Origin of the sequence: Streptomyces hyaluromycini, assembly GCF_002217755.1 — a bacterium.
Classification (GTDB): Bacteria; Actinomycetota; Actinomycetes; order Streptomycetales; family Streptomycetaceae; genus Streptomyces; species Streptomyces hyaluromycini.
In genome coordinates this window covers 1-25,037 of the sequence record NZ_BCFL01000048.1, presented here as the reverse complement: position 1 = coordinate 25,037, position 25,037 = coordinate 1, and the positions used below count along the sequence as shown (strand labels likewise).

The following is a 25,037-nucleotide window of genomic DNA, read 5'->3' as shown; positions in this document are numbered from 1 at the left end:
TTGACTGCCCGCATCCGAATGATGGACAAGCCCCGGTCCGGCGGGAGTTCCGGCGCGGTCGCGACGCCACAGGGCCATGTCGAGGGCGTCGAGGACGAGCTTGGCCAGCTTGCTCGTGGCCGCGGACCAGCCGACGATCGCCCGGGAGAAGACGTCCACGACGAATGCGACGTAGACGACCCCCGCCCAGGTGGCCACGTAGGTGAAGTCGGCGACCCACCTCTCGTTCGGCCGGGACGCGGTGAAGTCGCGTTGCAGCAGGTCAGCCGCCCGTTCATGTCCGTCGTCGCGCAGGGTGGTTCGGATCTTCTTGCCGCGACGGGCGCCTTCCTGGCCGAGCTCGCGCATCAGCCGGGCGACCGTGCAGCGGGCCGCGGCTATGCCCTCTCGATGAAGCTGCCGCCAGACCTTCCGGACTCCGTAGACGCTGTAGTTGTCGGTGTGGACCCGGTTGATGTGCGCCTTCAGTTGCGTGTCCCGCATCGCGCGGGCGCTGGCAGCGCGGTTCTTGGCGGCGTAGTAGGTGCTCGTTGCGATCTTCAGTCCGTGGTCGGAGAGCACACGGCAGATCGGCTCGACCCCGAACACCTTCTTGAACTCGTCGATGAACGCTACGAGCGCTTTGACGGCCGGTCGAGCTCGGCGATGCTCCTATGTCAAGCAGCCAGGCTCATTGGCGTTGGGGGTAGCGGGTTGAGGGGTTGGTCGAGGTCGGCTTGGTCGGCGAGCAGGGCTCGGTAGACGCGGTCGGAGATGCGACGCCGTAGCAGGCGCAGGGCCTCCGTCTTGGTCTTGCCGACGGTGAGTTGCTTGGCGAAGTAGGCGGCGCCTTCGCCGTCGCCTCGCACCTGGGTCACGGCGATCATGTGCAGAGCGTGGTTGACGGTGCGGTTGCCGCCTCGGTTGAGCCGAACGCGGATCTTGTTGCCTGACCAGACGGGGATCGGGGCGGTGCCGTTGAACCGGGCGAAGGCGGCCTTGGAGACGAACCGAGTGGCGTCTGCGGCCTCTCCGATGATGACCGCGGCACCCAGAACGCCGCAGCCTGCGACCTCGAGCAGATGCGGTGCGCGGGCGGTGACCAGACGACGGAGCTGGCTCTCCAGTGCGTTGATGCGTTCCGAGAGACGGCGGCAGTCCGCGACCAGTTCGGCAGCAATGGCCGCGAGCGTCCCGCGATGCTGGATCAAGGCTTGGGCCAGGTGGTCCAGGACGCACAGGCGGCGCAGACCACGAGAGGCGACGGCCAGCTCCGGGTCGAGCTCGTGCAGGAACCAGCGCAGCTTGTTGCCGATCGCGGTGCGCTGGGCCACCAGCGTGCGCCGATGGTCGACCAGCAGTTTGATGTCACGGCTCGGCCCGTCCAAGCACGCCTTGGGCAGGTCGGGCTCGCGCAGAGCGACCCGGGCGACTGCCTCGGCATCGATCGGGTCGGACTTCCCGCGCTCCCGGGCCGAGCGTCGTGCGCCGGCCATCAGCCGGGTGTGCACCCGCACCACCGCGTGTCCGCTGTTAAGCAGATCGGCTTCGAACCGGCGGGTCAAGTGGCGGCAGTCCTCGACTGCCACCAGCACCGGACCGAAGTCGTGCAGCCAGGCCAATGCCTTGAGGTGGCCGGCGGGTCTGGCGGCCACGGTCAGTTCCGCCAGCCGCTTTCCCAGCGGATCGACCGCCACCAGCGTGTGCGTGTTCTTGTGTCCGTCTATCCCGACGACGATCAACGTGCCTCCCTGCGACGATGCCGGATGCTCAGGTGATCGTCCGGCGCCGGGGGCACGCCTCAATCGGGCCAGCGGCACGCTCCTATCAAGCCACACCGCACCGGACGGCCTGCGACCGGCGGGCGGCACATCGCCGACAAGCCACCGTCACGGGGCAGCGAAGAAACGAGCCAGCCCACCGGTCGACAGGATCCTGCCACCGGAAGGCGGCACATCAAGGACTAACCACCAAAGGTGACTTCGGCCCGTGTCCGCCCGCCGATCGCCAACAGCCTGACATTGACGCGAAGAAAGCCGAGGCCGCCTTGAGGATCTCGTTCGCCCGCCGGAGCTCGGCGTTCTCGGCCTTGAGCCGCTTCATCTCCGCGGCCTCCTCGGAGGTGACGCCGGGCAGCTGGCCGGCGTCGACCTGGGATTTGCGAACCCATGTCCGCACCGTCTCTGCGGCGCCGATGCCCAGCTTCGCCGCAACGGCCTTCATCGCAGCCCACTCGGTTGGGTAGTTCGGACGGATCTCCGCGACCATGCGCACCGCACGCTCGCGAAGCTCGGGAGGGTAGGGGGACGGACGTGCCATGACTCGATCCTCTCAGGGAATCGAACCTCCATCAGACCCGGAGCGATTCAGTCCAGCACACGTCGAGCGGGTGGAGATGGGACACCCTGAGTGGGGCGTGGCTCGAGCTGATTTTACGCAGGGCGCTTTGGAGGGGGTCGGAGTCGGCGGTGCCGTAGGCGTAGCCGAGGGATGCGTGGGGGCGGCCGCCTTCATGCGCGATCGCCGGGGAATCGTGTACCTCCCACGGGGCGGCCCGGGACATGTTCCGCAGGGCGGCAAAGCCCTGGTCGGGACGGACGTCGAGGACAGCGCCGGTTCGCGAGCGGTGAACCGCACAGCATCGTGAAGGGGTCGATCTCGCTGAGCCGGGCCGTGAGGGCGGAGACGAGACGGGCACGCTGGCTGGCGGAGATCTGCTCGCTGGGGGCCGCGGCGTCCATCTCGACCGTGATGTTCACGAGGTCGTCGGGCAGGCACCAGATCGGATACCCCTGCATCGCGGTCCGGCACGTGGCGATGTAGGACCGCATTCGGAATGTTGTCGGCGTACGACCTAAGCTCCCCAGGCGCGTACGGATGAATGTCCCCAGCTATATCGAGGGCAAGAGCACGGTTGCGCATTTTCGTTGAGGTCGTCGGCCAGGCCAGAGACACTCGCACGATGAGTGTTAGCGCATCGCCCGGATCGGTCGAACGGGGTTGGGACGGGCCGTGGTATCGGGTTCGCACGGACGCCTTCGAGGCATCGTTCCTGCCCAGTCCGGACGAGGAGCTGGACGCAGTGTGTAACGTCGATGTCTTCGTGGATCTTGATGACGGCTCGCGGTGGAGCGCGACTGTCTTCACGGTCACCGAGGTCGAACGCTTGATGGCAACGTGGGCAGGAAGCGATGAGGCTCTCGGCGGCCGCTACTTCTGGGTCTCGGACGGTCTGATCGTCCGGGATCCCGGCATCGACAACATAACTCATGTGATCGCGGGGCTGATCGACAACGACGAGTTTTCCGCAATCTTCCAGCGCCTTGACGGTGACTGACCAGGCGCTCGGTCGTCATCACGCGTTGGCCGGTCAGGCCACTTCGGTCTCTCGTTCGATGGCCTGGAGGCGGTTCTTGAGCCGGTAGCTCGGGCCGTTGATCGCGATCACTTCGCAGTGGTGGAGGAGACGGTCGAGGATCGCGGTGGCGAGGACCTCGTCGCCGAACACCTGTCCCCATTCACTGAAGGTCTTGTTCGAGGTCAGGATGATGGAGCCCTTCTCGTAACGCTTGGAGATGACCTGGAAGACCAGGTTCGCCTCAGCGCGTTCAAGGGGCTGGTAGCCCACTTCGTCGACCACGAGGACGCTCGGCCGCAGGTAGGTGCCGAGTTTGTTGACCAGCCGCCCGGCCGCCTCGGCGGCCTTCAGGTTGCGGACCATGTCGTCGAGGCTGGTGAAGTAGATCGAGTAGCCGGCCCGGCAGGCCGCGACCGCGAGAGCGACGGCGATATGCGTCTTGCCCACCCCGGGCGGCCCCAGCAGCGCGGCGTTCGCCTTGCCGTCGACGAAGGAGAGGCTGGCGAGGTCTTTGACCTTGCGCGGGTCGAGCTCGGGCTGGAACGAGAAGTCGTACTCGTCCAGCGTCTTGTGGTGTGGCAGCTTGGACAGCCGCAGGCCCTGGCGGAAGCGGCGGTCGTCGCGGACGGCGAGTTCCTCGGACAGGACCAGGTCGAGGAAGTCGAGGTAGCCCATCTTCGCCTCGTCGGCCCGACGGGTGTACTCGTTGATGGTCTCTGCCAGGTGGGGCAGGCCGAGCTTGCCGGCCGTAGTGCGGATGCGGTTGCCGGTCAGCTCGCTCAAGAGGACTCCTTCGTCGGGGATTTGGTGGTGAAAGGCCGAGTGCCGGTCAGTTCGTCGTAGACCGACAGTGGCCGCCGCCCGACCTCGACACGGGTGGCCGCGGACCGGTTCAACAGAGCCTGCAGCGGGCCGACTTGACCGCCGGTAGATGGTTCGCGACGCGGTGGCGGTGTCACCTCACCGGTCGTGGTGCGACGCCCCTTGCCGGTGGGCAAGCCGCCCCAGTGCGTCTCCTCAACAACGCGGACGCCGCGGCCGACCGCCCGCGGATGGGCGGACAGCAGGGTCTCGCCGCTGACATCGGGGGCGGTTGAGTGCAGCATGACCTGGGACTTCGTCGCTCTGACCTCGACCAGCTGACGCGGGCGGACCTTGCGGGCGGGAACCGAGTAGAGGTTCCCGCCGAACGCGACCAGGCAGTCCTTGCCGACCGGCCGCAGATGCCGCTCGGCCACCAGATAGGGGGTGGACGGCAGCGGTTTGAGGGCCGCGTGGTCGCGGGCGGCCCGGATGCCGATGACTTCCCGGTGCGTCTTGTGGATCTGGTTCCGCCGCCTGGGCACCCAGGCGGCGAACGCGGCGTCCATCTCCTCCAGCGAGGAGAACGCCCGCCCGGACAGCACATGATCGCGGACGATGAGAACCTGACGTTCGACGCGGCCTTTGCCGGTGGGTCGGTAGGCAGCCAGGACGTCGATGTCGAAGTCGAAGTGGCCGGCGAAGCCGACCGCTTCCGGATGCAGCGGCACCGCCTCGCCTGGGGCGACGTGTCGGCGCACGACGGTCTTGGTCCGGTCGTAGACGATCGACATCGGCACCCCGCCGAAGTGCGCAAACGCCCGCCGGTGGCAGTCGAAGAAGGTCTGCAGGTCCTGGCTGGTGGTGAAGCAGCAGAACGGATCCCGCGAATACGACAGCACCATATGGAACGAGTAGACCTTGGGGATGCCCATGTGAGCGAGGACGTTGCCCTCATCGCCCCAGTCGACCTGAGCTTGAGCACCTGGGACGACCTCGAAGCGGCGGTGCAGCCCTGCCAACTCCTTGGGCGTGATGCCGAGTTCCTCGGCGATCCTCGGCCGGGCCTGCTGAACGTAGAGCTTGACGCGCTGGTAGTTCCCGGTGAACCCGTACTCCGCGGCCAGCCGATCGTGGATCACTGACGCCTTCATCAGGATCTCGGCCCGCAACATCGCGTCGACCAGTGGCGCGAACTCGTCGATCTTCCTGGGCACCACCTGACCACTGGCCGAGCGACGCGGTGGCGTCGCCGGCCCCGCGAGGTACTTACGGACCGTCTTGCGGTCCAGCCCCGTCTCCCGGGCGATCTCTGACAGGCTCATCGCTCCGGACTCCAAAAGCCCACGAAAGCGCCGCAGCTCCGACCACCGACGCGGATCCAAGACCACTGCCGACCACCCCCTGCCGCCACACACCGACTACGCAGCAGAGTGCCGACCAATGCTCCTCAGCGCCTCAGGAACTGGCCGCGTTCATCCGTACGCGGGTGGGGACGTTCAGGTGTACGCCGACAAATGTCCCATTCCAGTGTGACGACCTGCGTTTCTCTCGGTCGTCTCATCCGCGGGTCACAACATTCTGTCTCGCGATCTTGTCCCTTGAGGTCGTCCGGTGGTCAGTGACCGCGCATGCGTTGGTCGCATTCCGCCACTGTTCCAGACTTACCGAGGTGCGGCGTTCATCGAGTGTCAACGGCCATGTCGTGCATGGCCGTTGACGATGATCCCTTCGTGCCGCGGGAACCAAGGAGCGTCATGGGGCGACCGGGTCTACGAGTTCGACCTGAGAAGTGACGGGCGGATCGATGCTCAGCGATAGGGTGATTTCCGCGTAATTCGGGCAGTGTGGGCGATCCAGCCATTGGGGCATACTTGGCTGGATTATGGAAGTCCGCCCCTTTTCTCGGGTGGGTACGATTCGGCCCAAAGCTCTCACGGCCGACGTCACCGAGTGGGGTTTGTCATGATTCGGTTCCATGCCATCTCCCGTCTCGAGGGCGGCAACCTGGATGGCATTCACCTGTTGTGGTCGCCTCCGTTCCCGGCCGGGTATTCGCTGGATGGTTTCACCATCTATCGTCGGCCGGCGCGCGGCGAGAAGGGCATGAGCTGTATCGATCTGTCCGCCCAGACACTGGCCGAGGCGCGCAACCGGGGCCTGGTCGTGACCACCGGGTTCCGGCTCTGGGCAGACGCCGCTGATCCGGCCGACCTGAAGAACACGTTGTGGACCTACCGGGTGGAACTCTCAAACCAGTACAGCATGGTCACCGTCACCGCGCCCGCCGCCCGGGCTTCCTTCGTCGGCACTCCAGACGGCACAGTGACCGCCGGTGCCGCGTTCACAGCGCCTGCGGTGACGCTACATGGCAGTGGAATCGGCATCGTCTGGGTCGTCACCGACGATGCCAAACAGGAAATCCGGATCTGCGGCGACGTGCCCGACGAGCGGAGGTGGGCCGGCGTGGACCCGCTCGTGAAGAATCTGCAGGTCCCATTCGAGACGGTCAACCCGGATGTCGGATCGGCCGCAGACGGCTTGGCGCTGGCCGAAGCCCGCGCCCTGCCGGAGACGTTATCCGGCGACTTCTCCGAGGTGAGCCGGTACGCCAACGCCGCGCTGGCCCGGCCAGTCGGCGCCCCGGCCTGGTCCGTCATCTCCGAGAAGCCTGGAGCTGGCGGCAATGCCTGGGACGTGTCGCCGTACGGCCTTGCGATGGCGACCACCGTGCTCGCACCGTGGCGGCGCGGCTGGGGCTTTGCTCATCTGGACACTCACGGACTGGTTCAGGGCCAAAGTTACGACTACCGGATCGTCGGGACGGTGCGCCGCCGGGACCGCGACGAGAGGATGTACGACCTGCATACCGTGCCGCGCGGCTACCGGCTGCCGCAGTGCTTCCGCTGGGGTTCGGCGGTGATGTGGTGCGACGGCTCGCCAGTAGTCCGGGAGTTGGTCACCAGCCCAGGGGACCCGTCGACCATCCGCAAGGGCTTCGAAACAGCCCGGCTGATCGTCCGGCTGGATATGCCTACCACGCGTTTCGTCCTGGACCTGGTGCCGGGCGGGACCGTGGACGCGAAGGCGTACCGCTACGGCGCCTTGGTCGGGTCGGCCTCGGCCGCCGCGAGCGAGCGCACCGAGTTCGACTTCGGCGCCCTCGCCGACCTAGTGATCGTTGTCGGCAGTCTAGGTGTCGCCGGGATCGTCCCGGTCCCGCTGGCGGCCGCCCTCAATCCGGATGAGCCGGTGCCAGTCACACAGACCATCTACGACGTCCGGTACGGCAATACACCTACACCACAGGCGCCCGAGTCGATCGACGTGATCAGCCTGTCCGATCCGACGCGGACCGCGGCCCGGAGCGTGCAGGACACCAACCGCGGTTTCGCGATCGACTGGCCCGCGCCATCGTCGGTTGAACCGACAGCGGTGCCGTATCTGCCCAGATCGGCCGCTGCGCCACCCACCGACGTGGCCTACTACATCCTGGAACGTTCCTTACACGGCGGGGCGTTCGAACCGGCGGCCGGCGACGGCGTCCACGCCTCCGGCCGCAACGCCCCGACCGGCACCGAACCGGCCGCGTTCGGGTTCGACCTGATGCGTGCATTCCCGTCGGCCGACACGGCACCGAGTTCGCACAACATGCTGGTGCACGCGTCGGAAATCTTCGAGCCGGGCCAGGTGGAGTACGGCGCCACGGTGGTCTATCGGGTCAGTTCGGTGGACGCGACCGGTCGCCGTTCCGCGCCCCGGGTCTCCGCATCCGCGGCCCTGCGTAAGTTCATCCGGCCACCGGCGCCGACCACGCCTCCGGCCGCCGGATCGGCGGACCCGGAGGCGGTGCCGGAGGCCGGTGTGGAGGTCCGTCTGCTGCAGGCTGACGATCCGGACCTGACCGCCGAGCAGCGAGCGCTGGCCGACGGGGCCGATCGCGTGGTGATCCGCTGGGGCTGGGGACCGGAACAGCGCGACCTCGACCCGGACGTGACGGAGTTCCGGATCTACCGGCATGACTCGGCGCTCACCGCACTCGACGTGCGCCCCGCCGGCGTATCGGCGGCCGCGGGCACCGGGTGGACGCTTCCGGTGCGGATCAGCCGGCCGGTGGCGGCGAACGAGTTCGCCGGTGTGCCGGTCGTGCTCGGCCACGCGTACCGGATCACCGGGCACGGCGGGGGCACGTCGGTGGTGCTGTCACTGGCCGGCAGCCCGGTCGACCCTGCGCGGGCGCCCTCGCCGCAGCCGTTCGTGATGAACCGCACGACCTCGGCCGAACTGAACCCGGAGTACTGGGACGACCGGGTGATGGTGGTGCCGCGCACCCCAGCACCGCCGGGCAGCGATCTCGTCGAGGGCTATCGCGTGGTACTGGAGGCGCCGGCGCTCGGGGTGGATGCCGCCCATCCGCGCCGCCAGCTGGCGTACGGCGTGACCGCGGCCGACAGCGAATCCTATGTACCGGATCGCAGGGCGGACCTGGAGCCCGTGCCACGGCCGGGCAACGAGAGCACCGTCGCGGGGGTCGAGTCGACCGCCCGCTACTTCGGCCGTCCGACGCTGACCCTGGTCGACCTTGCCGACGTATCGGCAGTGACCGCGCCCCGGCAGGCCGGCGACGACGTCCGCGTCCGGATCCGGCTCGCCGACTTCCTGCCGCCGGGGTTCGTCGCCGCACCGCTGATGCTGCTTGACCGCCTCCCCGCGTCCGCGCCTCTGACCCGGTTGCGGGTGGAACCCGGCAGCATCACGCTGATCGCCGCCGACGGCACCGCCCGGCTCTGGACCCTCGCGCCCGCCGATGAGGCCGCGCTGCGCGCCGGGTACGAGGCCGGGCTGGTCCCCGACCGGTTCCTGGCGCACGCGGCCACCCGGCTGGACGGACTCGACGACGACGCCGTGCGCCTCGGCCCGGCCGATCCGTCCGCGCTGTACGAGGACACCGTGCCGAACCGTCCGGCGCGCTGGCTCTACCGGTTGCGCGCGGTCGACTCGGCCGGCAGGCCGTCGGCGGCGGCCCAGGTGCTCGCCGTGGTCGTGCGCGTCCCGTCGATCGCCCGCGCGGTGGCACCGCAGCTCGAACGGCTGGACGTCACTGGCGGCACCGCGACGGTCCGGCTGGACTGCCGCCGGTCGGCCGGCGACTGCTACGTCTTCCTCACGGCGGACGAGTCGTTCAGAGCACCGGCCGCCTCGCTCTCGACCATCCGCAATCGTCCCGACCTGCCACCGATCGACCGGCTGGTGGTCCGGGACACGGCCGGGCGGCGACTCGTCCCGGCGCCGGCCGTCCCCGCGACCGACGGGTTCGCCGTCGTCAGCGTCCCGGCACCGGCGGGTGGCTTCGTCTTCCATGCGTGGGCGATCGCCGTCTCCGCGGACGGCGTACCGTCCCGGCTGGCCGGTCCGGTACACACCGGTGCTCTTCCGACGGGAGTGTGACAGCGTGTTCACCGCACCGCTAGCCTCGCTGACCGGCTGGAGCTGGTCCCACACCGTGGCCACCGACCTGCCCGCCGCCCTCAGGCTCGCATTCCCGCCGTCCGGCCCCGGAACGGCCGGCACCGGTCCGGCCGCCGAGCAGCCCGCGCTGAGCGGATGCGGTCCGGCCACCGCGCTGCGCTTCCCGGCGACCGGCCGGTGGCGGCATGCGCAGAGTCCAGGTAGCGACGTGCACTGGATCTGGGGTGCCGCCGCGGACGTCCTTCTGCACGGCGGGATGCGCACCCGGCTGACATCCGGAAACCCCATCCTCGCCCTGCGGTTCACCGACCCGGCCGTCGCGACCGCGGACAACGGCGACCCCAAAGGGGTGGCGCTGGGTGACCCGGTCCGGTTAGGCGGCGACCCGATCAGCACCGCACAGCTGACCATGCTGGCCGCCGCACCCGGCCGACCCGGACTGGACACCCTGGGAGTCCTGCGCTACGTGGCCGCCGCGCTCGCCGCCGAGTGTCTGTCCGCGGGCAGCCCGAGTTGGGCCGACTTCGCCACCGCACTGGCCGGCCTGGAGCAGCCGCTGCGGATTCTTGAGCCCGGCGGCAGCCCGGCCACCGGCCGGACGATCCACCTGGTCGGTGGTGGAACGGAGAACCTGGACGCCACGCACCGCGGAGACGCGCTCGTCGCACTCGGCCTTACCCGGGCCGCGCTGGCCGGGGCCACCCTGGACGTCGGCAACGGCCACGCGGTCGTCGCGTCGGCCGCGGGTACGCCGTACCCCGACGGGCTGGTCGCTCTTTCCCCGGCGTCGGACACGGTTCAGGTGGCTGCCCTGGACGAGTGGTTCGCACCGCAACAGGCACCGGCCCTGACCCGCTACACCCGCGGTAACGTGGTACGCCCGTTCGTCGACGGCGTCGACACCTTCGCCGACCTGTTCACCGAGCTGAACCGCGCGGTGGCCGCCGGACCGCTGGGCGCGTTCTACGTGACCGGGTACTCCCTGGAACACAAGCCGAAGCTCGGCCCGGCGGGTACGGACACGCCGCTGCGTACGGTGGCGGAGGTGGCCGAGGCGATGGCCGCGGCCGGCGGCGATCCACGGTTCCTGGCGCTGCAGATGCTGCAGTTCAACCCGGGATGGGTGCAGGACGTGCAGACCCTCGCCTATCTGGTGGCGTTGCTGCTGGCGACCACCGGAATCGTGGCCACCGGGTTTCAGGACCGGGCGGATCAGGCCACCATCCAGGCGTACACGTGGGTCATCACGTCCGGGCTCTTCGCCGGTATCGCCCACCTGGACGCGGTGCTGGAGAGCTTCGAGCTCAACCGCGGCTCGATCGACGCACTGGCCGCCATCGACGGGGTCGAGGCGCACCTGGATCCGGTGGACGCCGAGGTCGGCGACAACCCGGTCGGTCAGCCCGGCAACTGGCTGGTCGCCCAGGTCGTGGCGGCCACCCGCAAGTTCGCGGTCTTCCACCAGAAGATCCAGGTGGTCCGCAACGCGAACGGCATCCACGCCTACTGCGGCGGCATCGACCTCCACGCCAGCCGAACCCAGAACGGTACCCACGCATCCCGGTTCCCGTTCCACGACGTCCACGCCCGGGTCAACGGGGAAGCGGCGGGCGAACTGGTCACCACCTTCATCGAGCGGTGGCAACGCGCATCGGCCACCAGGCTCGCCCTGGACACCCCGGGCGCGTTGCACGGTCTGCCGGTCACCGGACCGGACGTGGTGCAGGTGGCGCGTACCTACTACCGCTCGGCTGCCGGGTCCGGCCGCGGCCTGCTCTTCGCGCCGCGAGGGGAGAACACCATCCTGGAGACGCTCATCCAGGCGATCGGCCGCGCGCGCCGGTACATCTACGTGGAGGACCAGTACCTCACCCCACCACCGAGATACCGCGATGCACTGGCCGCGGCCGCCGCACGCGTGTCCGGCCCCCTCATCATCGTGATCCCGTCCAGCCCGGACCAGCCGTTCGGCTTTCCCCGCCGTCAGCGGTTCATCGCGGACATGCGGGCAGCGTGGGGCGATCGCTTCAAGATCGGATACCTCCGCAAGCGGTTCTCCCACACACCGACCACAAGGGAATCCGCGGTCGGCCGGGTGTGGCTGGCCGGACCACTCGACGAGACGGCCGACATCGTGGAACTCGGCCCGGCCGAGCGGGTCCCGGCTGTGCCGTTCTGGCTCACCGTCGGCGGTGAAGTGATGCGGGCGTATCAGCAGGTGGCCGACGCGACCAACCCAGCCACCGTCCGGCTGCACGTCGAGCGGGCCGAGACGAGCCGACTGTTCTCCGCCACCCAGGGCACCCCCCGCAAGACCCACCAGAAAGGCGCGGCCGCCAGCACCGGCTCGTTTCCGGCCATCTATGTGCACGCCAAGCTGATGCTCATCGACGACGCGTTCGCCTCGATCAGCTCGGCGAACGCGAACCGCCGCAGCTACTACTCCGACGGAGAGTGCTCGCTGTTCGCGCTCCGCGAGACGGTCGCCGACGGCGCCGACAACTGGATCCGCGGCCTGCGTCTGGCGCTCTGGGCCGAACATCTCGGAGTCGCTCCGGAGTATGCCCGTACCGCGCTGCGCGATCCGGCCGCCGGACTGGCGCTGTTCGACCGCGCCTTCACCGTGGGCAACCGGTTCTCGGCCTTCGACGCTCAGCCGTACACCACCGAGTTCACCCTGGCTGCCGAGATCACCGAGTCCACGTCACCATTCTACAAGGTCGTCGCCGCTGCCACGGTGGCCGCAGGCGCAGCGGAGGCGGTCGCCGGTGCCAATTCGGACGCCGTTTTCGACACCGTGGTGGATCCGAGCAGCTTCCTGGAGACATGATGAGGCTCACCGACCTGTTCGCCTCGCTCGCGTCGTCCTGGCCGGCCGACAAGATCAACACCGCCTTCCCGCCGGACGGCGGCGGCGCCGGGCCGGCCGCCCAGGCTGCGGACACCATCGAGGTGGAGGACGTCGCCACCGAGGTGGGTCCGGACGGCACTGTCACGGTGACCGGCAAGCTGACCCTGATCGGCGGGTCGGCGCCGGCGCCGACTCGGCTGGTCAGCCACCTCTTCCCGGCGCTGGCCTTCGTGTTCGCGCCGGCCACGGACTGGTCCAGCGACTTCTGGGTCTCGATGGCACCGACCGGTGAAGGAAGCACGGTCCAGATCGACACCCTCCCGCTTCGCATGTTCGTTCCGTCCGACCTGCTGCGCGCCCACCCGAATCCGGCGACACCCGACCCGGACACCGGGATCGACCTGGCTGGCGGCGAGCCGGAATCGGTGATCTCGTGGGACTTCTCGTTCCTGCTGGACACCGCCGGTCGGATCCACCTCGAACCCCACGTGCCGATCTCCATCGGCCCCTGCACGCTCTTCGGGCTGCCCGTCGCAGCCGTCCACGAGCTCACCCTCTTCGCCGCACCCGACGCTGCCCGGGCGCAGGCGGACTGGATCGTCCGGGACCTGGAAACCGGCCTGATCCCGTTCCAGGGTGGCGCTCTCGGGTTCGGCGGCATCGAACTCGACTTCGGGACTCCCGACACGCCGCTGCACAACCTCAAATCCTGGCTGCACCTCAACCCGGACGCACGGCTGGTGATCGAGGACCTGGCAATCCCCTCGGTGCTGGTGCCGGTGCCGCTGCACGGAACCCTGGGCCTGCGCCGCAGCCTGGACATGTTCGAGGACCTCTCGCAATACCTGACCTTCCAGGACACCCCGCTGGTCATACCGCTCGGCCCGAACGCCCACTTGTTCCTGAGCAAGTTCTTCTTCCGCACCCCGGCGCAGGAGCAGGACTGGTGGACCGGGCTGACGCTGGAGGGCGGGCTCTCCTGGCACAAGGCCAAGGTCAAAGACAGCGCCACGCCTCAGCTTCCGGCCGGCGGTGACGCCGAAGCCGAGACGCCCAAGGGCCCCAGCGGCGCCACACCTCAGCCCCCGGCCACGGGTGACGTCGAAGCCCAGCTGGGCCTGATCGACGGCGACGTGCTCCGGGTCTCGCTTGCGCACACCCCACCGCCGACCGGCGATCACATCCCGCTGAGCCGCCTGGTCTTCTGGACGTTCGTGGTGGACATCTTCCGAGTCCGGGCCGGGGTGTCGCTGCAGGAGCTCACCGGGAAATCACCTCAGCCCAAGTCGCCGTTCCAGTTCCTGGGGGACATCATCATCCGGGAGAAGACCGGCGAGCCCCCCGGCGCGGCCGGTGCGGTCAAGGTGACCAGGGAGGACGGCCGGCCGTTCGAGGCGGCGCTCACCGACATCGGCTGGGACCGCGGCAAGCCGTCCGGGAACATGGTCATGCCGCACGGCGCCCAAGTGCACCTGCACACGTTCCTGCTGGAGATCCATGAGATGGGCCTGGCGTACGAGAACGGCGCCACCTATCTCTCAGTCTCCGGCGGGGTCCGCGCCGACTACTCGCCGTTCGAGGGCGGGGTCTGGTTCACCCGCCTGCGGGGCAAGCTGGCCGGCAATCCGGACGCGCCCGGCTTCCTGCTCGGCGGCATCGGTCTCGAGTTCAAGGTCGAGAGCGTCGTCGAGATCACCGCGCACGGCAGCTACCGGGACGAACTGCTGCCGGACGGCACCCGGATCAAGGAGTACGGTCTCGGCGGCGGCCTGGTCATCTACGCCGGCGGCAACAAGTGGGGCCTGACCACCGACGTCTTCTGGGGTTCGCGCATCCCACCGGCCGGCGAGTCCCAGGACTTCCTCCTCTTCCTCATCGCCCTGTTCGGCGCCGCCCCGATGGGTCCGATCGTGCTGGTCGGCATCGAGGCGCTGTACGCCACCGGGCTGATGCCGAAGATCGAGGAGGGCGACCGGGAAGCCGGCGAGCTCAAGTACTACAAATGGATGAAGCGGGCCCGGCCGACCGCGCTGCCGGCCACCCGCGGCCTGGACGCCTGGCAGCCGGCTAAGGACGCGTGGGCGCTCGGTGTCGGTGTCGGCCTGTCCATCCCCGGCTGCGCTCAAGCCTTCCGGCTGACTGCGTTCGGCGCCGGATTCGACTCGCCGATCGCCTCCGGACTGGTCATCGCGATCGAGTTCAGTCTGCTGAAAGCCAAGAAGCCGCTGGCCGTCGGCGTCTTTGAGTACGACTTCCGCACCGGCGCGTTCGTGCTGATGATCCAGGTCGACATCTCACTGAAAGACTTCATCGCGAACATCCCGGACAAACTCGCCATCCGGCTGTGCGGCACCATCACCATCGGCAACAAGCCGGGCCTGATCGCGCTCGGCCGGCTCGCGCAACCGGACACCTGGATCGGCGGCAGGCCGAAACCCTTTGCCGTGGCCGAGGTCTTCATGCTCGAACTGCGTGCCGCGGTGTGCTTCGAATGGCAGGAGAACACGCACGTCGGCGGTGGCCTGGCCTTGGGCGTCACGATGTCCGGGACCCTCGGACCGGTCATCTCCATGCGGGGCTGGGGCGCGCTCGAGGTGCTGGTGCGCTGGCTGCTCTCCGGCACCAACGACTTCGTCGCCCGGCTGCGGTTCGAGGTCGGCTTCGCGCTCGTCCTGTTCGGCTTCCTGCACGTCGGACTGAGCATCGAACTGCTCGCCGAGTGCCTGGCGCACATGCCCCACTACTTCACCTTCCGGATCACGTTCCGGATCGAGACGCCGTGGTTCCTGCCGGACGTCTCATACACCTTGGAATGTGTCCGGGGAGAGCTGAAACCGGCCGACCGCAACGTGACCACCAGCCCGCTGATGGGGGCCGGGGCGCAGGCCCTCACCGGCGCGAAACAGGCCCGCGTACAGAGGGCCGATTCCCGCCCCGGCGGCGAGCCCACCGAACTGATTTCGGTGAACAACCTGGCAGGGCGGACCGGTGCGTGGCAGGGCGAGGCGCACCCGATCCCGCTGGATGCCGTCGTCGAGATCAACTTCTCGGTGATGCTCATCGACGCGCTCGGCATCGGCCAGAGCAACTCAGATTTCGGCGTACAGGTGGCGGGCGACGGCAACCTGGCCCTCAGCACCCGCTACACACTTTCCGGGGTGACCATGCGCCGGCGCCCGGTCACCGGTGGGCCGTGGACGGAGGTGGAGAACCTGACCAGCGCCGCGTCGCCGCGGAACTTCCGGTGGGCCTGGCACGAGGGCATTCGAACGCAGGGTCAGGTCGCGCCCAAGACTCTGCTGCTGAATGGTCGCGCACCATTCACCGTCGGGATCGACGACCCGATCGCGGACGCGGAGATCCTTGAGGACAACCCGTCCTACCCGTGCTGCCAGGTGCGCCGCCCGGACGTGGCCCGCTTCGACTTCGACGACGAGCCGCTGGGTTCGCTGCCGGTCGGCTTCACCCGCACCTTCCAGTACGAAGACCGCGGCACCCCGGCACCAGTACAGATGCGCGGCGCGGCCTGTACGGTGCGGCTGCCGAACATGTCCGGCGGCACCGCGCGTCAGGCCGGCGCCTTCGCCCCGCACAACGGAACCCTCGTCACCGTCAGCGCGACCGAGGACCTCGCCACGGCGCTGGTCCGGGTCGCGGTGGACGGCCGGCGGAAAACCCGGCTCATCGTGGTCACGCTGGCCGCCGAGGGCATCGAGCTGGCCCGCTTCCAGAAGGACACCGGCGCCACCGCGTTCGAGGAAGTGCCGATCGACCCGGGCCACCCGTTCCGCACCGCCTTGATCACCATCGAGGACCTGAGCCAGGAACCCGGCGCCAAGACCCCGCCGGCAACGATCGTGCTGGACTCGGTGGACTGCGTGACCCAGGCGGACAAGGAACGCTTCGACCGGGAAACCGACCGCTGCCACCGGATCAGCACCGACGGACATGCCGAGCCGGTGACCTTCCTGGCCCGGCACGAGTACGAGATCGCCCTGACCACCACGATCGAGGTCCGGCACTCAGCCACCGACTGGGAGTCGGCGACCATCACCGAGACCGTCGGTTTCGTCACGGCCGGACCTCCCGGACTCAACGAGACCCCGGAACCCGGCATGGAACTCGAGCCCTACGTGGCGAGCCGCGCACCCGGCGGGCGCGGACTGACGTACCGCGAGGAGTCGGTCCACCTCCTCCTGTCCGACGCGCTGCGCATCTTCGGACCGGGCGCCGGCACCGGCGAGATCGATTTCCGGATGCCGATCACCATCGCGGTCGAGTCGGCCTTCGACGCCAATCCGGACGCGCACGTCGGCAAGAGCTCCCGCGCCACGGCCGACTGGTTCCTCACCCACCGCGCCGAACCCGACCCGCGGGTGACCGGCGCACGTCTCGATCTTGTCCTGGCGCACACCACCGACAAGCTCGCGGACCGGTACCGGATGCTGACCGAAGCCTCCGCTGGCACCTGCCCCCCGGACGACGTGTGGACCGAGAAACAGCCACGGGTCGGCGTGGACCCGTTCGACCCGACCGGCCGCCCGCTGTGGGAGCCGGACACCTCGTACGTGGCGGTGATGCGTCTGGCCGGCAGCCCGGTGGGCGAGCGGGACCCGTTCGTGGCCGCCGACAGCACGGTGTTCTCCGCCGTCACCGGCAGTTGGACCTTCGATGACGGTGCCCTGCGCGCGACCGCCGCCACCACCGGCGCCTTCGGCGACCCGAGCTGGGATATCTACCGCACCGATGTCCGCGGCCGCATCGGTCCTGATGGTGAGCTGGGCGTGGTGGTGCTCGCCGACCCGGCCCGCCCCGGTCAGGGCCTGCGGGCACGACTCCGCCGCGGCACCGGAACCACCGGCGCGCTCGTCGTGGACACGGCCTCCGGCACCGCGATTCGATCCGTGCCGCTGACCGCGATCGGTGAGGACAGCGGCCTGGTCGTCGAGGTGTTCGCGGACACGGTCCGGTGCCGCACCGGCGAGGCAGTGATCAGCGTTCCCAGGGAGGACCGCGGCACCGGCGGCTGCGTCCTGCTCGCCACCACCGCGTCGGTGACCGCGCTGCACGTGCACGGCCTGGACATGTACCGGCAGCCGTTCCGGACCAGCCGCTACGAAGGCTTCGCCGAACACGTGGCCTCGTGCACCGGCATTGAGCACTACGACACCGGCACCGCCGCCGAAGCCCTCTCCGCCATTCAGACCCGCCTGGGTGGCGCGATCACCGAGGTGATGACGCCCGCCGCCAGCACGGCCGACCGCGAGGCCCGGTTCTCCGAGGTGGCCAGTGCCCTGGCAGTGCCGCTCCGGGAAGATCCGGACCGGGTCCACCTGACATGCCTGTCCTCGTCGACGGACCGCTGGCTGCTGCTCGAGACACCGGAACCAATGGACTTCACCGAGGAGATCACCCTCGACTTGGCCCGCCGGGTCATCCATGAGGAGGTGCCGATCGCTGAGCGGGCACGGCTGGGCGCGCTCATCAAGGCGGCGCTGCAGACACCGCTGCCGCCCCGGCCCATCGGGCCGGTCCGGCCCGGGGTCCGCGCCCTAGTCATCCCGGCCGTTCTGTCCGGCATCCTGGACGTACCCGGATACCGTCGGCCAGCCTACTCGGCTCGGTTGGAGGGCAAGTTCCTGCTGGTGACGGACTCTGGTACGGACATGGTCTCGCGTGTGAGGGCACCCGCGCTCAGCCCCGGTGACCGTGCGCTGCTGGCTGACGTGACGGTGGACCTCAACGAGGCGCTCCAGATCATTCGCTGGCATACCCCGACCAAGGTGGACTGGGTAACGCAGCCGATCACGGTGATCCAGAACGCACCCGCGACGCAGGCGCTGCTGTTGCCAGGCGCGGGCGGCGTGGCCGCCGGCCACTACCGGCTGAACCTGTCGATCACCCGGCGCTGGTTCGACACGATGGCTCCGTTGGGTCCGGACAATGCGTATCTCGACACCAGCGCGCTTGAGTTCGCCCTTCCTTGAGCCCACCTGATCACTGTGCCCGGGACGGCGTTGTAGACGACGAGGTGCACCGGCGCGGCAGAGAGCTAAACGTGCCAGGTCGCGCGGTCACATGTGTACCCGTACATGAGGGTGCGGTCCGGGCCGCTGATCCCGGCGGCGGCGAGTACAGGCCGCTGCTTCATCACGATCAACGTACCGACGCGACCTGCAAGTCTGGGGTGAAAAGCAATGTTGGTGTCTCCCCAACGCTCGGAGCCAGCCTTACGCGAGGGCTCCCGCCCGTGTCCTCAGTTCTTGGGATTCGGGCAAGTTCGGGAAGCGACTGCGACGCACACGCATGTCCTGGATCGCAGCGCGGACCTTGAAGGAGCGAACGCCATCGGCGCAGTCAAGGAAGTCAGCCCAGGTGGACATGGCGCCGTCCACGTTGCCTTGGCGTAGGCGCACGCCGCCGAGGTCGGCAAGGACGATGGCGCGGGTGCGGCGGCGGTCGAGACCGTGGATTTCGAGGGCAAGGCGTAGGTGTTCTTCGGCGGCGGTGAGGTCTTGTTCGTCTATCGGTCGTTTGTTGCAGAAGAGTCAGCGTCGGGGGGATCGTCCAATCTCGCCAGCGCCTCAGCCGCCGCCTTGCGGATGTAGTCGCAGCGGGTGGCGTTGGCGCAGTAGGCGCGCAGCAGCTCGGCGCCACGCGGATGTCCCAGCTCCCGCAGCGCCTCAACTGCCTGTAGGCGGGTCGGGCCGGAGAGGGTGGCGTCGGCGACGAGGGAAAGGAGCACCTCGGCAGCGCGAGAATCGCCCAGCGCTTTCAGCGCCTCCGCCGCCTCCAGACGGACGGAGTCGAGGGCGATGTCGGTGGCGAGGTCGTGTATCAACTCGGCGCCGCGAGGATCGCCTACCAACGCCAGTGCCTTCGCCGCCGGCAAGCGAGCATCAGCGTCGAGGGCGGTGTCGGTGGCGAGGACATGCAGTAACTCGGAGCCGCGAAGATCGCTCACCACTGTATGTGTCTCCCCGCGGTCCAGGGCGGAATTGACGAAATGGAAGATGTCGACGTAGAGAGTGCGGCCGATGCCGAGGATGCGGGGACCGCCCAACCCAGCCAGCGACACCGCCGCCTTCACACGGACCCAGTCACGGAGTGCGGTGTCGGTGGCGAGGGCGTGGAGCAGCCCGGCGGCGTCGGGATCGCCGAGTAATTGCAGCGCCTCCGCCGCCTGCAAGCGGTCATGACCGTAGAGGTTGGTGTCGGTGGCAAGGGTGTGGAGCAGGTCTGCTGCGCGGGAATCGCCCAGCCCAGCGAGCTCCTCCGCCGCCGATACGCGTGAGCTGACGACATGGAAGACGTCGGTGGCGAGCGTGGTGTCTGTGGCGAGCGTGTGGAGTAGCTTCGCGCCGCGGGGATCGCCCAGGAGTGCCAGCGCCCTCGCCGCCGACACGCGCAGGTTGCCGGTGGGGGAGTCGTAGAGGTTGGTGTCGGTGGCGAGGGCGTGGAGCAGCCCGGCGGTGCGGGGATCGCCCAGTACTTGCAGCGCCTCCGCCGCCCGCAGACGGCAGGAGTCGAGGAGGTTGGTGTCAGTGGCGAGGGCGTGGAGCAGCTCGGCGCCGTTGGGATCGCCGAGCAGTTGCAGCGCCTCCGCCGCCTGCAAGCGGTCATGATCGTGGAGGTTGGTGTCGGTGGCGAGGGCGTGGAGCAGCTCTGCGGCGCGGGGATCACCCAGCCCTACCAGCGCCTTCGCCGCCCGCAGACGGACATCGCCGTCGAGGCTGGAAGTGGTGGCGAAGGTGCGGAGTAGCTTCGCGCCGCGGGGATCGCCCAGCATTGCCAGCGTCTCCGCCGCCGATTCGCGCAATTCGTCGGTGCGTGACTCTCGACGGTAGTAGGTCTGCGAGTCGTGGAGGTTGGTGTCGGTGGCGAGGGCGTGGAGCAGCTCTGCGGCGCGGGGATCACCCAGCCCTACCAGCGCCTTCGCCGCCTCCAGACGGTCACCGCCGTCGAGGCTGGAAGTGGTGGCGAAGGTGCGGAGTAGCTTCGCGCCGCGGGGATCGCCCAGCTCTGACAGCACCTTCGCCGCCTTCAGACGGACCGAGTCGAGTCCGGTGGCAGCGGCGAGGTCAACGCAAAAGTCGGCCGCCGCGGGGACGACATCTTCAGGCAGACGAGTTGCCAGTTGGTGCAGCTCGGCGATGAACTCGCAGCCCAGCAATCTTCCCTGGATTGCGAGGCGTGATAGGTATTCGGCAACGGCGACCGGGGCGTGCTCGCGTGCTGCGTCGACGAGAAACCCGACATAGCTGGCAGTATCGGAAGGATGCGGAGGTAGCCACGATCCCGCAGACGGCGAATCGCTGTCGACAGGCCCCCGTGTAGCGGGTCGGTGGAAGACTCGGCGTAGGGATTCGTGGAGGGTCTGAGGGTCGCGAACGGCTTCGCGGACGGCGAAGTAGTCCTGGAAGGTCTGATGGAGGAAGACGAATTGCCCGGCGCGCTCGGTGAGGACTCCGCTACGACGGAGGCACTCTTCCAGGAAGATCTGCCACTCGTCCGACAGCACACGCGGAGGTTTGAGGGCTTGTGTCCGAGATTCCAGCAATGTGACCGCGGGTAGGGTGTTCCCGGAGTGGCGCTCGGCCGCGAGGTAGGCAATCAGGTCGGGTAGTGCGTCCAGAGTTCGCTGGGCCTGAGCGAGGGCCTCGTCTCCATAGCGTTGCAAGGTGGCCTGTGTCTGTTGCTGCATACCGGTGCTGCCCGCGGCGTGTTGACGCTTGTGCAGCAGGGCGATGAACTCTTCGTAGATGTGGGTGCGGCTGGTGGGCAGTGGCTGGTCGGGGGCGGCCGCGTGGAGCTGGCAGAGCATCGAGGTCATCAGCGGGATGCCGGCTAGGTAGTTCAGCTGGGTGCGGGCCAGAGCCCGGGTGAAGCGCTTGGCGACGCGGTCGGGCTCAGCCAGATCCAGGGCACGGAACCAGCCGAGGGCAACCGACTGTACGTCCGCGGCACTGAACGGCTGAAGGTCGAATCGCGGGACCTGGGTGCCTAAGATATTGAGTTCGTCGTCGGCGATGGGCCGGGTGGCCACGATGAACCGGTACACGTCCGCGTGCTCACTGTCCGCAAGCGAGGCCAGGGTCTGTAGCACCTTCCGCCGGGCGGCCGTGTCGATGATCTCGTCGAGGCCGTCGACGAGTACCAGCCACGGCACAGCGGGCTGGGGCGAGGTGTCGAAGAACTCCGCAGGCAACTTGGAGGCGAGTCCGCAGGATTTCAACTCGCTGCTTACCGCCTCGGCGAGGGCATCAGCGAGCGGTGCGCTGGTCAACGCGGCGGCGGGAACCAGCACTGGGATTGCGCTGTGGCCGCGGCCGTTCTGCCAGGCTGCGGCACCGCGGGCAAGGCAGGTGCGCAGAAGGCTGGATTTCCCGCCGCCTGGTCCAGCGATTACGACGCACGTGCGACCTTCAGCTAGGACGGCGTCCGCTGGCCGTGTCGCTGTCGTGTCCGGCGGCGTGGCAGCAACGCCGCGGTCGCGGTGCCGGTCGACTGGCTGCCGTCGGGCTTGCTGCTGCATGTAGACGGCCGTCAACGGCAACGGCTTCTGCTTCACCCGGATGCCCGGATACGGATGGGTGATGTCCGCCCTGGATGCCGCGTGCAGGTAGCGGCGCAGCAGATGTTCATGCGCGGACACGGGCGCCGGTTCTATGCGCAGTTGTAGACCGTGTGCGGCCAGTGTTTCGCCGAATCCCGGGAGGCCGATCAGGGTGTTGATGGGGACGGCGGTTAGCACGCTGGCGTCGTCAGCAACAGCACGGTCGGTGGCCAGGACGCCGAGTAGTAGGGGACCGCTGAACAGCGCGGTGCCGGACGCGCCGGCCCAGCCCGAGCCGCCCGACCGGCGTCGGGGCACGATGCCCTCGTCGACGTGGATTGTCAGTAGCCCAGATTTGCGAGCCTGGAGCGGGTCGGCGTGGCCACGCACCGGCATGGTGTCGCGCCGGTAGTCCGGGCGTGGGCGTGCCTCGGCGTCGGGGAAACCCAATCCGCGGCAAGCCACCCGGTCCTGTCCGTTGACCTGCCCGAAACGCACCCGTCCAGGCAGAGGATCCGCCCGCCAACCAGCGGCGTCGATCACCAGCAAGGCCGCGTCCTGCTCGGGTGCGAAGGAGATGTCTACCGGCCCGATGGGCCAGCACTGCACTGCCGACAGCCATGAGACGCGCTGCGGGTCATCCAGTGCCCGCACCTGGACCGGCGCACCAAGGGGGTTGCCCTGGACGACGTGATAGGAGGTCAGCACCAGTCGGTCAGCCAAGAGGTAGCCGCTACCGACTCGGCGCAAGGCGGGCACCCACACTTCAACGACTCGCGTCAGGTCCATCTTTCACCCCCATCATCCCGAACAGCAGCTAGTGCATCAGGCCGGGCGCCGGTCGGTCTCACCGAAGACGATGACGTCCTCGCCGGTGGCGTCAATGGGCTGGAGGGTGAGCGCGATGCGGTGCACGGCCTCAGTGCCCGCAGTGCCGCGAGCCTCGGCCGACCAGGGCAGCACGAAGACCCTTGCCTTGGCCTCGCCTTCCTTACGTACGGCGATGGAGAATTCCAGGGCCACTGGCCCTGTGCGAAATTTCAGCGGCTTACCCTCGCCCTCGTCCAGGGCCTCCTGCAACTGCGCACGGATCGCGCTGATCGTCTCGCTCAGTTCCGCCCACGGTTCCTGCGCCATTTCTCCCCCAACCTTGTCTGCTGTGTTGGAAGTCACGATAGGCTGCCGCCCCTCGTCGAAACCGCACGGCGGCGGTATTTGTCTCCTGACGATCGCGTCCGGGGCGCTGCGGGTCCCCTCACTGCGATGGCCGGGCTGCTGCGCGGCTTGCGCACGGCGAGGACCTGCGCGAGTGGCAGGTCAGGGAGGGGCCGCGGTTGTGGCGCCTTGCCCGTGGTCTGGGTGAGCGGTGTGCCAGGCGTCCCAGATCTCCTGGCGGAGCTTGCCGCGGGGCGGCACGTCCATGTTCTGGTCGCCGGCCCAGGCCCGGACCTCCGCGACGGCCGGTGCGGGGCGCGGGGTCGTCACGGCGGCGGACGGCGCGGCAGGTCGGGCCGCCGGTGGCGATGCGGGCAGCTTCTCGAGCGGAGTGGTGATGAAGCCACGGCGTTCGAGGATGCGGCGGCGCCGGTGGTGCGTGCGGTCCAGTTGTGGGACGTCGGCGTCGAGGTAGTTGTGCGCTTCTACGTGGGACTTTCTCGCTTCGGTGTTGCGCATGATGCGGCCGACCTGCTGGATGACGCGTCCCTTGAAGGAGATGGGGCTGGTGAGGAAGAGAGTGTCGAGCCGGGGCTGGTGGGTCTGATGCAGGGTTGGGTGACAGGTTGGGTCACGCGGCCTGGAGGGCCGGTGTGGTCATGACGGTCTCGAATTCGACGGGGGTCAGCCGGCCGAGGGAGGCTTGTCTGCGGCGTCGGTGGTAGGTCCTCTCGATCCAGGTCACGATCGCGATCCGCAGTTCCTCGCGGGTGGCCCACGCCCGACGGTCGAGGACGTTCTTCTGTAGCAGGCTGAAGAACGACTCCATAGCCGCGTTGTCGCCCGCCGCCCCGACTCTCCCTATCGAGCCGGTGATCTGGTGCCGGTCGAGCGCCTGGACGAACTTCCGTGACCGGAACTGCGATCCGCGATCGCTGTGCAGAACGCACCCGGCGACGTTCTCCCGGCGGGCCACGGCGTTGTTCAAGGCCGCGACGGCCAGGCGGGACTTCATCCGTGCGTCGATGGAGTAGCCCACGATCCTCTTGCTGAAGACGTCCTTGACCGCGCAGAGGTACAACTTGCCCTCACCCGTGGCGTGTTCGGTGATATCGGTGAGCCACAGCCGGTTCGGGCCGTCCGTCGTGAAGTCACGACGGACGAGGTCGTCGTGGACCGGCGGGCCGGCCTTCTTGGTCCGGCCGCGCTTCTTGCCGAAGACACTCCACCAGCGGTTGTCCCGGCAGATGCGCCAGGCGGTCCGGTCCGCCATGCCGGATCCCGCGCTGCGGGCCTCGTCGGCCAGGAAGCGGTAGCCGAACTCCGGATCCTCAAGGTGAGCGTCGAACAATGCGTTCGCGCGAGCGGCCTGCTCGAACTCGGCATCGGTCACCGGCCGCTCCAGCCAGCGGTAGTAGGGCTGTCTGGCGAGCTTCAGGACCCGACACGTCACCGTGACGGGCACCCCGTCCCCAGCCAGCTCTTTCACGAGCGGGTAGATCCTTTTCCCGGCAGATGCACCTGCGACAGGTAGGCCGCGGCCCGGCGCAGGACCTCGTTCTTCTGTTCCAGCAGCTTGATCCGTCGACGTGCTTCCCGCAGTTCCGCGCTCTCCTGACTGGTCGTCCCAGGCTTTGACCCGTCGTCGATGTCCGCGCGGCGCATCCATTTCCACAGCGTCATCGCGTGGACTCCGAAGTCGGCGGCCACCTGCTCCACTGTCACCCCCGGGCCGCGGTTCCTCGCAACCCGCACGACGTCCTGGCGGAACTCTTCCGGATAAGGCTTGGGCACAGCGACATCCTTCCCACCCGCCCCACAGGGCAAGCCAGTTCAGATGTCACCCGATCTTGCAGCAGACCCCTAGT

The 25,037-nt window shown here is 68.6% G+C and carries 10 protein-coding genes and 2 pseudogenes; 3 read left to right on the top strand and 9 right to left on the bottom strand.

The window, feature by feature from the left end; translation table 11 throughout:
* The 3 genes and pseudogenes from SSP29_RS51120 to SSP29_RS51110 all read right to left on the bottom strand — a co-directional run.
* Positions 1–627 (bottom strand): annotated as a pseudogene (locus tag SSP29_RS51120) (IS3 family transposase); the annotation flags it as partial.
* Between the two features lie 29 nt (positions 628–656).
* Positions 657–1,721 (bottom strand): IS110 family RNA-guided transposase, encoded by a 1,065-nt coding sequence (locus tag SSP29_RS51115; RefSeq protein WP_089107886.1) that lies wholly within the window; start codon positions 1,719–1,721, stop codon positions 657–659.
* A gap of 289 nt (positions 1,722–2,010) precedes the next feature.
* Positions 2,011–2,298, bottom strand: a pseudogene (locus SSP29_RS51110) (transposase); the annotation flags it as partial.
* Between the two features lie 643 nt (positions 2,299–2,941).
* On the opposite strand from SSP29_RS51110, the gene SSP29_RS51100 reads away from it, so the two are divergent.
* The gene (locus tag SSP29_RS51100; RefSeq protein WP_089107887.1) at positions 2,942–3,316 is read left to right on the top strand and encodes a hypothetical protein; all 375 of its coding nucleotides are present in this window, start codon (positions 2,942–2,944) and stop codon (positions 3,314–3,316) included.
* A gap of 33 nt (positions 3,317–3,349) precedes the next feature.
* Here SSP29_RS51100 and istB read toward each other — a convergent pair whose 3' ends face one another.
* Complete coding sequence (gene istB / locus SSP29_RS51095; RefSeq protein ID WP_089107884.1) at positions 3,350–4,120, bottom strand: IS21-like element helper ATPase IstB; 771 nt, start codon at positions 4,118–4,120, stop codon at positions 3,350–3,352.
* Positions 4,117–5,463, bottom strand: coding sequence for an IS21 family transposase (istA, locus tag SSP29_RS51090; protein WP_150136574.1), 1,347 nt, complete (start codon positions 5,461–5,463; stop codon positions 4,117–4,119). The genes istB and istA overlap by 4 nt, the downstream gene beginning before the upstream one ends.
* Positions 5,464–5,983: 520 nt before the next feature.
* On the opposite strand from istA, the gene SSP29_RS51085 reads away from it, so the two are divergent.
* Together SSP29_RS51085 and SSP29_RS51075 are read left to right on the top strand one after the other, a co-directional pair.
* Complete coding sequence (locus SSP29_RS51085) at positions 5,984–9,586, top strand: hypothetical protein (protein WP_145969090.1); 3,603 nt, start codon at positions 5,984–5,986, stop codon at positions 9,584–9,586.
* Between the two features lie 2,475 nt (positions 9,587–12,061).
* Positions 12,062–18,445 carry a hypothetical protein gene (locus tag SSP29_RS51075; protein WP_167450214.1) on the top strand — a complete coding sequence of 2,128 codons (6,384 nt, stop codon included), beginning with the start codon at positions 12,062–12,064 and terminating at the stop codon, positions 18,443–18,445.
* Positions 18,446–18,981: 536 nt separating this feature from the next.
* Here the strand turns inward: SSP29_RS51075 and SSP29_RS51065 are convergent.
* The 4 genes from SSP29_RS51065 to SSP29_RS51050 all read right to left on the bottom strand — a co-directional run bounded on the left by SSP29_RS51065 (position 18,982) and on the right by SSP29_RS51050 (position 24,963).
* Entirely contained in the window at positions 18,982–22,803 is a 3,822-nt protein-coding gene (locus tag SSP29_RS51065) for a HEAT repeat domain-containing protein (RefSeq protein ID WP_089107879.1), read from the bottom strand.
* Positions 22,804–22,839: 36 nt separating this feature from the next.
* A complete protein-coding gene (locus SSP29_RS51060) occupies positions 22,840–23,151 on the bottom strand; it encodes a trypco2 family protein (protein WP_089107878.1) in 312 nt (103 codons plus the stop codon).
* 180 nt (positions 23,152–23,331) lie between these two features.
* Complete coding sequence (locus SSP29_RS51055; protein ID WP_089107877.1) at positions 23,332–23,688, bottom strand: Lsr2 family DNA-binding protein; 357 nt, start codon at positions 23,686–23,688, stop codon at positions 23,332–23,334.
* Between the two features lie 112 nt (positions 23,689–23,800).
* Positions 23,801–24,963 (bottom strand): IS3 family transposase gene (locus SSP29_RS51050; protein WP_089107876.1). Its coding sequence is split into 2 segments (ribosomal slippage): positions 23,801–24,676 and positions 24,679–24,963, totalling 1,161 coding nucleotides; the frame shifts between segments, so codons are not numbered across the junction.
* Positions 24,964–25,037: the final 74 nt, after the last annotated feature.